Consider the following 13494-nt stretch of genomic DNA (forward strand, 5'->3'; position numbering starts at 1 on the left):
TCTGATGCTGCCTATTTAAGTGACAGTACAAAACGACAATAGCAAGCGACAATAACAAGCTACTTGGAAAGAGACTAAAGCAACTTCTTCAAACGATAGAGTTCTTCTAACGCTTGGCGAGGAGTTAAATCATCAGGGTCAACATTCGCTAGTGCTTGTTCTACTTCACTCGGTTCAGGTATCAGGCTCAGTTGGTTAGCGATATCAACGCCGCTTGGCTTTGATGTTGGAGAGTCGATACTCAATGCCTCTAACTGAGTCAGCTTCGCGCGTGCATTTTTGATTACCGCTTTAGGTACACCAGCCAATCCAGCTACCGCGAGGCCGTAAGATTTACTTGCTGCACCTTCTTGAACTGCGTGCATAAAGGCAATGCTGTCACCGTGTTCAACCGCATCTAAGTGTACGTTCGCTAAGGTTGGTATTTGGTTTGGTAGTTCAGTTAGCTCAAAGTAGTGCGTTGCAAATAGTGTCATCGCATTGATTTGATTAGCTAGCCATTCAGCACTTGCCCAAGCCAGAGACAGACCATCGTAAGTACTGGTACCACGACCGATTTCATCCATTAACACAAGGCTATTTGGTGTCGCGTTGTGCAGAATATTCGCGGTCTCTGTCATCTCAACCATGAAGGTTGAACGACCCGAAGCTAAGTCATCGGATGCGCCAATACGCGTAAAGATACGGTCGATAGAACCAATCGTCGCGCTTTCTGCTGGAACATAACAACCGATATGAGCCATCAGCGCAATGAGTGCGGTCTGACGCATGTAGGTCGACTTACCACCCATGTTTGGACCTGTAATGATTAGCATCTTACGTTGATCGTTGAGGTCGATAGGGTTAGCAATAAAGGGTTCGTCCATCACTTGTTCAACTACGGGGTGACGACCAGCCTGAATTTGTACACCAGCAGACTCTGTCATTGTTGGACGACAGTAATCAAGGGTGTCTGCACGTTCAGCTAAGTTTTGTAGAACATCAAGCTGAGACACTGAAGATGCAATGTTTTGTAGTCGCTCTAGATAAGGCAGTAACAAATCAAACAACTCTTCCCACAACTGCTTCTCGATAGCTAGGGCTTTCGATTTAGAGCTGAGAACTTTGTCTTCGTGCTCTTTCAGCTCAGGAATAATGTAACGTTCTGCATTTTTGAGCGTTTGGCGGCGAACATAGTGTGGTGGCACAAGATGGCTTTGTCCGCGGCTTACCTGAATGAAGAAACCGTGGACGTTGTTGTAGCCAACTTTTAGCGTGTCGATACCGTGACGTTCACGCTCTTCTTGCTCAAGCTTATCCAGAAACTCAGTTGCACCTGCAGCAAGGTCGCGCCATTCATCTAGCTCGGCGTTGTAGCCTTCTGCTATCACACCACCATCGCGGATAACCACGGGTGGGTTCTCTTTGATCGCACGCTCAAGCAGTTCAGATACTTCATCCACAGGCGAAGCATACTGAGCAAGCTGAGTTAGGTATGGGTGTTTAAGTTGCGTTAGCGTTTCAGCAAGCTCTGGTAGGTATTCCATTGCTTGGCGAAGTCGTGCCATATCACGAGGACGTGCAGAACGAAGGGCAAGACGAGCAAGAATACGCTCGATATCACCGATCTGTTTCAGCGTTGGTTGTAACTCTGTAAACAGAGCCAGATCTTTCATCTCACCAATAGCATCTAGGCGTTGATCAAGAGCTGAAATATTACGCATGGGTTGATGTAACCAACGCTTAAGCATGCGGCTACCCATAGCCGTCGCGGTGTGGTCAAGCACTTCAGATAGGGTGTTATCGGTGCCGCCACTAAGATTTTGGGTGATTTCTAAATTACGGCGAGTAGCCGCATCAAGGATCACGGAATGATCTTGCTTATCCATTGTGAGTGAACGGATATGCGGGAGGGCAGTACGTTGCGTATCTTTAACGTATTGGATCAGACAACCCGCAGCGCATAAACCTAGTTTTGCGCTTTCAACACCAAAGCCAACTAAGTCACGAGTACCAAATTGTTGATTCAGTTGCTGCTTCGCTGTATCTAATTCAAATTCCCATACCGGGCGACGGCGATTGCCATTACGACTTGCCATCAAATTTACAGGTTCGAAATCTTCAGGGAATAGCAATTCACGTGGTGACGTTCTTTGTAGCTCTGCCGCCATTGCTTCTTCGGTTTCCGGCTCACATAGCTGGAATCGGCCAGAAGTAATATCAAGCGTCGCGTAGCCGAATTTACCATTGTGGTGGTAAATGGATGCAATCAGGTTATCAACACGCTCAGAAAGCAATGCTTCGTCGGTTACGGTTCCCGGAGTCACAATTCTTACGACAGCGCGATCAACAGGGCCCTTTGAAGTTGCTGGATTACCAATCTGCTCACAAATTGCTACGGACTCGCCCAACTGCACTAACTTCGCAAGATAACCTTCCACGGCATGGTATGGAACGCCCGCCATAGGGATAGGCTCACCGTTTGAAGAGCCACGCTTAGTTAGTGAAATATCGAGGAGTTGAGAGGCTTTCTTAGCGTCATCGTAGAAAAGCTCGTAGAAATCTCCCATGCGGTAGAACAGCAAAATTTCTGGATTTTCTGCTTTTAGTTTTAGGTACTGCTGCATCATAGGAGTATGTTTTTGATCGGCTTTCACAGTTAACTTCTTTCGTTTATTTCTATTGCGGCTTAGGATACGTGAAAGCGTTTCGTGCGAAAAGCGACACATGCGAAAAGATGCAAATCCAAATGATATACATCTAGATAAGGGAAGCCAAAGATGCAGACGACTCAAGCTCTTAGTGAAAAACTCGGACACTTACTTGCGAAACATAAACATGTATTAGTGACGGCTGAATCTTGCACTGGCGGTGGCGTTGCTAGCGCGGTAACCGATATTGCTGGTAGCTCGGCTTGGTTTGACCGTGCTTTCGTGACTTACAGTAATGAAGCGAAACAAGAGATGATCGGTGTTCAGCTTGAAACCTTAATTGAGTTTGGTGCTGTGAGTGAGCCAGTGGTTATAGAAATGGCTCACGGGGCGCTACAACATTCAAACGGCACTATTTCTGTGTCTATCAGCGGTATTGCTGGCCCGGGCGGCGGCACGGAAGATAAACCCGTAGGGACTGTGTGTTTTGCTTGGAAAGCAGTAAATGGGTGGAACAAAGTAGGAACGCATGTATTTACAGGCGATAGATCACAAGTACGCCAACAAGCTACGCACCATGCCCTACAAGTTATTTATGATTACCTATCAATGGAAGACAAGTAACATTTGTACAAATTATTTTCATACAGGTATAGACACTGTATGAATCAACAGTATAATAAAAGCCAATTAGTCACCCCTTGTGGGTTAGAAATAGATTCTAAGTCGCTTGTTGAGACAACCGATTATGTGGAGATAGAAATGGACGAGAATAAACAAAAAGCGTTAGCTGCAGCCCTTGGTCAGATTGAAAAGCAATTTGGTAAAGGTTCTATCATGCGTCTTGGTGATAACCGCACAATGGACGTAGAAACTATTTCTACAGGTTCTCTATCTCTAGATATCGCACTAGGTGCTGGTGGCTTACCGATGGGACGTATCGTTGAAGTTTACGGTCCAGAATCATCAGGTAAAACAACGCTAACGCTTGAGCTTATTGCTGCAGCGCAGAGAGTGGGTAAAACGTGTGCATTCGTGGATGCGGAACACGCACTTGACCCTATCTACGCTCAAAAGTTGGGTGTTGATATCGATGCTTTGCTTGTATCTCAACCTGATACCGGTGAACAAGCTCTAGAAATCTGTGATGCACTGGCTCGTTCAGGTGCTATCGATGTTCTTGTTATTGACTCGGTTGCTGCACTAACACCTAAAGCTGAGATCGAAGGCGAAATGGGCGATAGCCACATGGGTCTTCAAGCGCGTATGCTTTCTCAAGCAATGCGTAAGCTGACAGGTAACCTTAAACAGTCTAACTGTATGGCTATCTTCATTAACCAAATTCGTATGAAAATTGGTGTGATGTTTGGTAACCCAGAAACAACTACAGGTGGTAATGCACTTAAGTTCTACGCATCTGTTCGTCTTGATATTCGCCGTACTGGTGCAATCAAAGATGGTGATGAAGTTGTTGGTAACGAGACTCGTATCAAGGTTGTGAAGAACAAGATTGCTGCACCATTCAAACAAGCTGAAACTCAAATCCTTTACGGCAAAGGCTTCAACCGCGAAGGTGAGCTTATCGATTTAGGTGTTAAGAATAAGCTAGTTGAGAAAGCGGGCGCTTGGTACAGCTACAAAGGCGACAAGATCGGCCAAGGTAAATCGAACTCTTGTAAGCACCTACGTGAAAACCCAGAGATCGCTCTGGAACTTGACACTAAGCTTCGTGAATTGCTACTGACTCCTGCTGTTCTTGAAGAGAAAGGCGCAGAGAAAGAAGAAGAAAACGAAGAGCTATAAGCTAACGGTTTATAGAGCGGGCGTCTGAAAGAAACATCCGCTTTGAAAGAATAGGAAGCCTCGCATATTTTATGTGGGGCTTTTTTTGTCAAAGTATCTGTCTCCATCCTTGCAGCGCCTTGCTAGATCTATTTGGTTGTTTGAGGTAGCTTGCCAATTTTTTGTTTGTTCCCTATCTGAGCTAGTGGAATATTCTTCATTTTATCGATTTCCAACTAAAATCCTGCCCAAGGGTGTCTTTTCTACAAGAAAACTAGTCGAAGCCTTAACCATGATCTACAATACGGCAAAATTCTAACTCGACTATTTTCAGGAAGAGCTGCATGTACATGAGCACTGATGAGGTTCGCAACGCGTTCCTTAAGTTCTTTGAGAGCAAAGAACACCAAATCGTAGACAGTTCATCGTTAGTTCCACATAACGATCCAACCCTGCTGTTCACTAACGCAGGTATGAACCAATTCAAAGATTGCTTCCTAGGCGCCGAAAAGCGTGCCTACTCTCGAGCAACTACGGCTCAGCGTTGTGTACGTGCTGGTGGTAAACACAATGACCTTGAAAACGTAGGTTTCACGGCTCGTCACCACACATTCTTCGAAATGCTAGGTAACTTCAGCTTTGGCGATTACTTCAAAGAAGAAGCGATTGGGTTTGCTTGGGAATTCCTGACTGAAACATTAGGTCTGCCAAAAGATCGCCTGTTAGTAACGGTTTACGAGACAGATGACGAAGCATTCGAAATCTGGAACAAGAAAGTAGGCATCCCAGCTGACAAGATTGTTCGCATCGGCGACAAAGAAGGCGGCAAGAAGTTTGAATCTGATAACTTCTGGACAATGGGTGACACAGGTCCTTGTGGTCCATGTACTGAAATCTTCTACGATCACGGTGAGCACATTTGGGGCGGCCGTCCTGGTACACCTGAAGAAGATGGTGACCGTTTCATCGAGATCTGGAACAACGTATTCATGCAGTTCAACCGTCACGCTGACGGCACTATGGAACCGCTACCTAAGCCAGCGGTAGATACTGGTATGGGTATTGAGCGTATCTCTGCAATCATGCAGGGCGTTCACTCTAACTACGAAATTGATGTATTCCAAAAGCTAATCAAGGCGACAGCAGAAGTAGTAAGTCACGACGACCTATCTAACCAATCGCTGCGCGTTATTGCTGACCACATCCGTTCTTGTTCATTCCTAATCGCTGATGGCGTAATGCCTTCAAACGAAGGTCGTGGCTACGTTTTACGTCGTATTATTCGTCGTGCAGTTCGTCACGGTAACAAGATTGGTGCACAAGGCGTGTTCTTCCACAAACTTGTGGGTGTACTGGCTGAAGTGATGGGTTCTGCGGCTGAAGAGCTTAAGAAACAGCAAGAGCTTGTTGAAAAAGTACTTCGCATCGAAGAAGAGAACTTTGGTCGCACGCTAGAGCGTGGCATGGTTATCCTTAACGACGCATTAGACGCACTTGAAGGCAAAGAGCTTGACGGTGAAACAGTCTTCAAACTTTACGATACATACGGCTTCCCAGCTGACCTTACTAACGATGTAGCTCGTGAACGCGACTTTACTATCGATGAAGAAGGCTTTGAGAAGGCGATGGAAGCACAGCGTAAGCGTGCACGTGAAGCAGGCCAATTCGGTACTGATTACAACGCAACTATCAAAGTAGACACGAACACTGAGTTCTGTGGTTACACAGCGACTGAAGGCGCTGGTGAAATCTCTGCGCTATTTGTTGACGGCGAAGAAGTATATTCACTATCGGCTGGCGACAAAGCAATCATCATCCTTGAAGAGACACCATTCTACGCTGAGTCAGGCGGTCAATGTGGTGACGCTGGTACGTTAAAAACAGCATCTGGTCTATTCAAAGTACAAGACACTCAGAAGCTAGGTAACGCATTTGCGCACCACGGTGAGCTAGTTGAAGGTGTATTTGCTCAAGGCGATAAAGTAGAAGCAACGGTTGACGCTGAGCGTCGTGCTGCTATCTCATTAAACCACTCTGCAACTCACTTACTTCACTCTGCACTGCGCGAAGTTCTAGGTGAGCACGTTGCTCAAAAAGGTTCTTTAGTTAAGCCAGACAACCTACGTTTTGACTTTTCTAACCTTGAAGCGGTAACGCCGGCACAGATTAAAGAAGTAGAGCGTTTGGTTAACGCACAAGTTCGTAAGAACCACGTGATTGAAACCAACATCATGGACATCGAGTCAGCGAAAGAAAAAGGTGCAATGGCACTGTTTGGCGAGAAGTACGATGATGAAGTTCGCGTTCTGTCGATGGGCGATTTCTCTACTGAGCTTTGTGGTGGTATCCACGCAAGCAATACGGGTGATATCGGCCTATTTAAGATCACATCTGAAGGTGGTATCGCTGCAGGTATTCGTCGTATCGAAGCGGTAACGGGTGAAGCTGCTCTAGATGCAGTAGAAGCTCAGGCTAACGCTTACGAAGAGAAATTGGCTGAATCAGCTAAGAAAGCGAAATCGCTAGAGAAAGAAATCCAACTGCTTAAAGAAAAGATGGCTGCTGCAGAAAGCGCAAATATCATGGGCAAAGTAGAAGACATCTCTGGTACTAAAGTTTTGGTTGCTGCAATTGAAGGCGCAGACAACAAGAACCTACGTACTATGGTTGATAACGCTAAAAACCAAGTAGGTAGCGGCATCATCCTGATTGCGAATATCGCAGACGGTAAAGTTGGCTTGATTGCTGGCGTAACCAAAGACCTTATCGGCAAAGTAAAAGCGGGTGACCTCGTTAAGATGGTTGCTGAGCAAGTTGGCGGTAAAGGCGGCGGTCGTCCAGATATGGCTCAAGCGGGTGGTACAGACGTTGAAGCACTACCTGAAGCGCTTAAATCTGTGCGTACTTGGCTAGAAGAGCGTCTTTAAGCTTAAGTAATTGATACAAAGATGCCCAATCAGTTGATTGGGCATCTTTTATTTTGCCTATTGGAAGCGTGTTTAAACAAGGTTTGATTGAGATTAACCAAGAAGTCCAATGGAGACGTTAGACTCCTTGGTTAATTTTTTATTGCTTCGCCCTGACGCGGAGTATGTGTTTTTTTGTCATATATAGACATTGGTCTTGGGAAGGTGAGGACGGGTGAAAATGCCTCTTATCGTGCAGAAATTTGGTGGAACGTCGGTGGGTTCAATAGAGCGGATCCATCATGTAGCAGAAAAAATCATTGAAGCGAAAAATGAAGGGAACCAGATCTTGGTTGTCGTTTCTGCTATGTCAGGTGAAACAAATCGGTTAGTTAACTTAGCTTCACAAGTTGATAGTGTCCCAAACGCTAGAGAATTGGATGTGTTGTTGACGGCTGGAGAACAAGTTTCCATGGCTTTGTTGGCGATGACGTTGCACAAGTTGGGTTATGAAGCGACATCGATGACCGGCTATCAAGCCAAGATACACACCGATTCTAATCATAATAATGCGACGATTGAGCGTATTGATACCGCTCCTATTAGAGCGCTGTTAGATGATGACCAGATTGTCATTGTTGCAGGTTTTCAAGGCGTTAATGCGAAAGGTGATATCACAACCTTAGGGCGAGGTGGTTCAGATACCACGGCCGTTGCATTAGCGGGCGCGCTTCAAGCTAAAGAGTGTCAGATCTATACCGACGTTGATGGCGTATATTCCTGCGACCCTAGAGTGGTTAAGCAATCTAAAAAATTAGATACCTTAGACTTTCCCTCTATGGAAGAAATGGCTCGCAGAGGCGCTAAGGTTTTGCACCTTCCATGTGTTCAGCATGCGTGGCGACACAATGTACCACTGAGAGTACTTTCGAGTTTTGAAGAAGGCGAGGGCACTCTCATCGCGGGTAATGATTGTTTGAATGATATTGCTGGAATAGCCATTCAAAGAGATATGGTGCGCATCGAGTGTTTGAATCAAGACTTACCGTCTCTCATGTCGCATTGCCAGTTGTTAGGGATCGAAGTCTGTAGTGTGATCGAGGAAACAGAACGGGCAGCGCTCATTATCAAACCGGACATAAGTGCTAAATTAAAACTAGTTTTTGCTGAAAAAATCCGTAATAGTGAATATGTTAGTTTGTTAACTGTGGTAGGAAGCCGAACGCAAGAAATTGTGGTCAGTTCACATGGATTGTTGTCTGAAGGCGAAATTGATGTACAACATCACTTATTGCAGCAGCAGTCTTTAACTTTGGTGATATCACCAACGCAAGTCGATATAGCTGCTAACATATTACACAATGCATACATCGTAGCGCGTGAAACACAGGGTTATCTTAAAAAAGAAGTGCATTTTGGTTAAATAAACTCAATCGATAGTTTACGAAAATATAACTTTTGTTGGATAATGCTCTCGTAGCTAGATAAATTTAGAGATTACTCAAGGAGCAAAGAATGCTAATTTTGACTCGCCGTGTTGGCGAAACACTGATGATTGGTGATGAAGTAACAGTTACTGTACTAGGCGTTAAAGGTAACCAAGTACGTATTGGTGTTAACGCACCTAAAGAAGTATCTGTTCACCGTGAAGAGATCTACATGCGCATTCAAGCTGAAAAAGGTAATGGTAACGTTGCATCTGGCAACTACTAATACTTTTGCGTAGAAGAGGGGCTAGCATTGTTGCTAGCCTTTTTTGATCTTGGGGTGCACATAATCACAACGTAGCAATAGGTTGATTCACTAGCTGGCTTAGTTATAGATGCTGGATGGAGTGCTTGGTATAGAAAAGCCTCGCCACCAGAGTTAACTCTTATTGAAGCATCGTGAGATTTGTTTGCCATAGTTCAAGTTTTACTGACTTTCCCTATGGCGAAATAGAGCATCCCGTAGTATGGTGCAATCAGCAGTGACACTTACTGCGAGATAAATTAGATAATTGTTTTCCGTTGTTAATTATTGCCAATCTTTCACCTTAATTTTTAAGGGAAAAAGCGCTAATTGGATGTTATAAGTTCAATTTGCAAGCGCTTTGATTAAATTGCAAACGGTTGAATGTTTTTGTCCGGTTTTTTTCAATAAAGTGTTTGACATATTTTCGGTAAAACGTAATATGTGCCTCCGCAAGACGGTGAGGTGGCCGAGAGGCCGAAGGCGCTCCCCTGCTAAGGGAGTATGTGGTTTATAGCCGCATCGAGGGTTCGAATCCCTCCCTCACCGCCATTTCTTGCACGTTTGAATTTGCAAGCAAACACAGAAGTAACAATGTGCGCCCTTAGCTCAGCTGGATAGAGTACCTGGCTACGAACCAGGCGGTCGGAGGTTCGAATCCTCCAGGGCGCACCATTCTTTAGATTACTTTGTTAAGAAGTAATGGATAAGAATAATGAATTAGGTGAGGTGGCCGAGTGGCCGAAGGCGCTCCCCTGCTAAGGGAGTATGTGGTTTGTAGCCGCATCGAGGGTTCGAATCCCTCCCTCACCGCCATTCATTACAGGCCTATGGCCTTTTTTTTGTTTCGTAGAAACAAGAATGTGATATATTTCACAACTTCTTCACTTGAAGATACCGTGCGCCCTTAGCTCAGCTGGATAGAGTACCTGGCTACGAACCAGGCGGTCGGAGGTTCGAATCCTCCAGGGCGCACCACTATTTAGGGTTTTCATTAATCCTGATGTTGAACGTTTAGTTTTGCTTTATTGCCTTAATTGAAAGCTTAATATCGAAACCGTTGCGCCCTTAGCTCAGCTGGATAGAGTACCTGGCTACGAACCAGGCGGTCGGAGGTTCGAATCCTCCAGGGCGCACCACTATTTAGGGTTTTCATTAATCCTGATGTTGAACGTTTAGTTTTGCTTTATAGTCTTAACTGCTTTATTGCCTTAACTAACAGCTTAATATCGAAACCGTTGCGCCCTTAGCTCAGCTGGATAGAGTACCTGGCTACGAACCAGGCGGTCGGAGGTTCGAATCCTCCAGGGCGCACCACTATTTAGGGTTTTCATTAATCCTGATGTTGAACGTTTAGTTTTGCTTTATTGCCTTAACTGCTTTATTGCTTTAATTAACAGCTTAATATCGAAACCGTTGCGCCCTTAGCTCAGCTGGATAGAGTACCTGGCTACGAACCAGGCGGTCGGAGGTTCGAATCCTCCAGGGCGCACCACTTTTAGGGTTTTCACTAATCCTGATGTTGAACGTTTAGTTTTGTTTTATTGCTTTAACTAACAGCTTAATATCGAAACCGTTGCGCCCTTAGCTCAGCTGGATAGAGTACCTGGCTACGAACCAGGCGGTCGGAGGTTCGAATCCTCCAGGGCGCACCACTATTTAGGGTTTTCACTAATCCTGATGTTGAACGTTTAGTTTTGCTTTATAGTCTTAACTACTTTATTGCCTTAACTAACAATTTAATATCGAAACCGTTGCGCCCTTAGCTCAGCTGGATAGAGTACCTGGCTACGAACCAGGCGGTCGGAGGTTCGAATCCTCCAGGGCGCACCACTATTTAGGGTTTTCATTAATCCTGATGTTGAACATTTAGTTTTGCTTTATTGCCTTAACTAACAGCTTAATATCGAAACCGTTGCGCCCTTAGCTCAGCTGGATAGAGTACCTGGCTACGAACCAGGCGGTCGGAGGTTCGAATCCTCCAGGGCGCACCACCTTATTAAAGAAAGCCTCGTTTATACGAGGCTTTTTTTATGTCTGCTGCAAATTTGTTGCGACAATGTTAAATTTTGTCGTTATTTAACTTGTTGTATTTAAAGTAATTCTTGATTGCTTCTTTGTTATTCCACCTTTCTCATATCATTTCTAAGAAAAGCCCCGTTTAAGTCACAGTTTAAATATCTATAAATGACGTATTTGACAGATTTATGTGATCTGATAGGCGAATAATTAACCTTATGTGTGCGTTGTCCGTAACAGAACCTTAAACAAAATTGACAAACTTTTACCAATCGAGATAATCCATGGGTCGGGATCACTATTCGCTGAAATCCTGCACGTATGTCAGGATGACGAAGAAAGGAAGCAACATGACTAATATTGGAAGCCTGCTAGGAGATGCGGCGACTCTAATGATAACGGGGATGTCCGTTGTCTTTATTTTCCTAACTATTCTAGTTTACCTCGTTCGGTTGATGTCAAAACTGGTACCAGAAGAAGTACCAGAGCCGATCGCAGCACCTAAAAAAATTAAAAAATCACAATCAAACCCTTCAGCTGTTAGTCCACAGGTAGTGGCAGCAATTTCGGCCGCGGTTCATCAATACCGTGCGTCTACTGCTAAGTAGCATTTAAAGGATTAAAAAGGAGTTTATGAGCATGTCTAAACCACTAGCTATCACAGATGTGGTACTTCGTGACGCGCACCAGTCACTATTTGCTACTCGTATGCGTATCGAAGATATGCTGCCAATTGCGGCAGAACTGGATAAAGTCGGTTACTGGTCTTTAGAGACTTGGGGCGGCGCAACGTTTGATTCGTGTATCCGTTTTCTAGGAGAAGATCCGTGGGAGCGTTTGCGTGAGCTGAAAAAAACGATGCCAAACACACCAATGCAGATGCTACTGCGTGGTCAAAATTTATTGGGTTACCGTCACTACGCGGATGATGTAGTAGAGAAATTTGTTGAACGTGCCCATAAGAACGGCATGGACGTATTCCGTATTTTTGATGCGATGAATGACGTACGTAACTTTGAAACAGCAGTGAAAGCAACGATTGATGTTGGTGGTCACGCTCAAGGTACGTTGTCTTACACAACCAGTCCGGTTCACAACTCAGATACTTGGGTTGATTTAGCTAAACGCCTAGAGGACCTAGGTTGTCACTCACTATGTATCAAAGATATGTCAGGTTTATTAAAGCCGTATGAAGCGGAAGAGCTGATTACACGTATCAAAGCATCGTGTGACGTTCCTCTAGCGTTGCATAGCCACGCGACAACCGGTCTATCGACAGCAACAGCGGTTAAAGCCGTTGAAGCGGGTATCGATATTCTAGACACCGCTATTTCTTCAATGAGCTGTACTTACGGTCACACGCCAACCGAAACGGTTGTTGCGATGTTAGAAGGTACAGAGCGTGATACCAATCTTAAGCTTGATCAGATCGAACCCATCGCGGCTTACTTCCGTGATGTACGTAAAAAGTACGCGAAATGGGAAGGTCAGCTAAAAGGTGTTGATTCACGTATCTTGATTGCTCAGGTTCCTGGCGGCATGTTAACCAACATGGAAGGCCAGCTTAAAGAACAGGGCGCAGCCGATCGTATGGACGAAGTGCTCGAAGAGATCCCTCGCGTACGTAAAGAGCTGGGTTACATTCCTTTGGTAACACCTACTTCTCAGATTGTTGGTACTCAAGCGGTTATCAACGTTCTAACGGGTGAGCGCTACAAGAGCATCACTAAAGAGACTGCTGGTCTACTGAAAGGTGAATACGGTCAAGCGCCTGCTGAGGTTGATGCTGAACTGCAAGCAAAAGTGTTAGATGGTGCAGAGCCAATCACGTGTCGTCCTGCTGATTTACTTAAGTCTGAAATGGATACGTTAACGACAGACCTTTTAGAAAAAGCGAAATCAGATGGCATTTCACTCGCTGAAGATACCGTTGATGATGTACTGACGTACGCACTTTTCCCACAAGTCGGCCTTAAGTTCCTTAAGAACCGTCGTAACCCTGAAGCATTTGAACCTGCACCAACTGCAGAAACGGCAGCTCCTGTTGCGGCACCACAGCCTGTTGCTGGTAGCATTGAAAGCTACAGCGTGAAGGTTGATGGTCAAGTTTATGATGTTGAAGTTGGCCCTCAAGGTGAACTGACATCGGTATCTCCATCAGCGAAACCAGCACAAGCGTCTCAAGCAGCACCAGCTGCGGCTTCTGATGCAGAAGCAGTTCCAGCTCCATTAGCAGGCAACATCTTCAAAGTTATCGTTCAGCCAGGTGTTGAAGTGGCTGAAGGCGATGTGCTACTGATCTTGGAAGCGATGAAGATGGAAACGGAAGTTCGTGCTGCTCGTGGTGGTATCGTTCAGGAATTGAATGTTAAAGAAGGCGATGCAGTTACTGTAGGCGCTCCACTACTAAGCTTAGCGTAAGGGAG

8 protein-coding genes and 10 tRNA genes are annotated in these 13494 nt (G+C 45.2%); 17 read left to right on the forward strand and 1 reads right to left on the reverse strand.

Going from position 1 to position 13494, the window contains the following annotated elements; genetic code table 11:
* Nucleotides 1–74: 74 nt before the first annotated feature.
* Complete coding sequence (gene mutS / locus AC3CHU_RS02425; RefSeq protein WP_488525012.1) at nucleotides 75–2636, reverse strand: DNA mismatch repair protein MutS; 2562 nt, start codon at nucleotides 2634–2636, stop codon at nucleotides 75–77.
* A 123-nt stretch (nucleotides 2637–2759) separates the two neighbouring features.
* Here mutS and pncC point away from each other — a divergent pair, with 123 nt between their 5' ends.
* The 17 genes from pncC to oadA all read left to right on the forward strand — a co-directional run bounded on the left by pncC (nucleotide 2760) and on the right by oadA (nucleotide 13489).
* The gene (gene pncC, locus AC3CHU_RS02430) at nucleotides 2760–3254 is read left to right on the forward strand and encodes a nicotinamide-nucleotide amidase (RefSeq protein ID WP_171317354.1); all 495 of its coding nucleotides are present in this window, start codon (nucleotides 2760–2762) and stop codon (nucleotides 3252–3254) included.
* A gap of 138 nt (nucleotides 3255–3392) precedes the next feature.
* Nucleotides 3393–4433, forward strand: a complete 1041-nt coding sequence (recA, locus tag AC3CHU_RS02435) for a recombinase RecA (protein WP_004735435.1) — start codon at nucleotides 3393–3395, stop codon at nucleotides 4431–4433.
* Between the two features lie 323 nt (nucleotides 4434–4756).
* A complete protein-coding gene (gene alaS, locus AC3CHU_RS02440; RefSeq protein ID WP_488525013.1) occupies nucleotides 4757–7339 on the forward strand; it encodes an alanine--tRNA ligase in 2583 nt (860 codons plus the stop codon).
* A 220-nt stretch (nucleotides 7340–7559) separates the two neighbouring features.
* Nucleotides 7560–8741, forward strand: a complete 1182-nt coding sequence (locus AC3CHU_RS02445) for an aspartate kinase (protein ID WP_080583151.1) — start codon at nucleotides 7560–7562, stop codon at nucleotides 8739–8741.
* Nucleotides 8742–8833: 92 nt separating this feature from the next.
* Nucleotides 8834–9031 (forward strand): carbon storage regulator CsrA, encoded by a 198-nt coding sequence (csrA, locus tag AC3CHU_RS02450; RefSeq protein ID WP_004415691.1) that lies wholly within the window; start codon nucleotides 8834–8836, stop codon nucleotides 9029–9031.
* Nucleotides 9032–9508: 477 nt separating this feature from the next.
* Nucleotides 9509–9601: transfer RNA gene (locus AC3CHU_RS02455), tRNA-Ser, on the forward strand.
* A gap of 46 nt (nucleotides 9602–9647) precedes the next feature.
* Nucleotides 9648–9724: transfer RNA gene (locus tag AC3CHU_RS02460), tRNA-Arg, on the forward strand.
* Nucleotides 9725–9772: 48 nt separating this feature from the next.
* Nucleotides 9773–9865: transfer RNA gene (locus tag AC3CHU_RS02465), tRNA-Ser, on the forward strand.
* 85 nt (nucleotides 9866–9950) lie between these two features.
* Nucleotides 9951–10027: transfer RNA gene (locus tag AC3CHU_RS02470), tRNA-Arg, on the forward strand.
* An 84-nt stretch (nucleotides 10028–10111) separates the two neighbouring features.
* Nucleotides 10112–10188, forward strand: a tRNA-Arg gene (locus AC3CHU_RS02475).
* Nucleotides 10189–10289: 101 nt separating this feature from the next.
* Nucleotides 10290–10366 (forward strand) — tRNA-Arg (locus AC3CHU_RS02480).
* Nucleotides 10367–10467: 101 nt separating this feature from the next.
* Nucleotides 10468–10544: transfer RNA gene (locus tag AC3CHU_RS02485), tRNA-Arg, on the forward strand.
* Nucleotides 10545–10627: 83 nt separating this feature from the next.
* Nucleotides 10628–10704, forward strand: a tRNA-Arg gene (locus tag AC3CHU_RS02490).
* 101 nt (nucleotides 10705–10805) lie between these two features.
* Nucleotides 10806–10882, forward strand: a tRNA-Arg gene (locus AC3CHU_RS02495).
* Nucleotides 10883–10966: 84 nt separating this feature from the next.
* A tRNA-Arg gene (locus AC3CHU_RS02500) sits at nucleotides 10967–11043 on the forward strand.
* A gap of 375 nt (nucleotides 11044–11418) precedes the next feature.
* Nucleotides 11419–11676, forward strand: a complete 258-nt coding sequence (locus AC3CHU_RS02505) for an oxaloacetate decarboxylase subunit gamma (protein WP_010435831.1) — start codon at nucleotides 11419–11421, stop codon at nucleotides 11674–11676.
* 31 nt (nucleotides 11677–11707) lie between these two features.
* On the forward strand, nucleotides 11708–13489 hold the full coding sequence (gene oadA, locus AC3CHU_RS02510) for a sodium-extruding oxaloacetate decarboxylase subunit alpha (RefSeq protein ID WP_488525014.1): 1782 nt from the start codon (nucleotides 11708–11710) through the stop codon (nucleotides 13487–13489).
* The last annotated feature ends 5 nt before the right edge of the window (nucleotides 13490–13494 follow it).

The sequence above is a fragment of the Vibrio sp. QJM3NY_39 genome (assembly GCF_057785895.1).

Bases quoted from the DNA above. Each gene is read 5' to 3' on its own strand.
- pncC (WP_171317354.1), top strand. From the start codon at position 2,760: ATGCAGACGACTCAAGCTCTTAGTGAAAAACTCGGACACTTACTTGCG.
- recA (WP_004735435.1), top strand. From the start codon at position 3,393: ATGGACGAGAATAAACAAAAAGCGTTAGCTGCAGCCCTTGGTCAGATT.
- alaS (WP_488525013.1), top strand. From the start codon at position 4,757: ATGTACATGAGCACTGATGAGGTTCGCAACGCGTTCCTTAAGTTCTTT.
- AC3CHU_RS02445 (WP_080583151.1), top strand. From the start codon at position 7,560: ATGCCTCTTATCGTGCAGAAATTTGGTGGAACGTCGGTGGGTTCAATA.
- csrA (WP_004415691.1), top strand. From the start codon at position 8,834: ATGCTAATTTTGACTCGCCGTGTTGGCGAAACACTGATGATTGGTGAT.
- AC3CHU_RS02505 (WP_010435831.1), top strand. From the start codon at position 11,419: ATGACTAATATTGGAAGCCTGCTAGGAGATGCGGCGACTCTAATGATA.
- oadA (WP_488525014.1), top strand. From the start codon at position 11,708: ATGTCTAAACCACTAGCTATCACAGATGTGGTACTTCGTGACGCGCAC.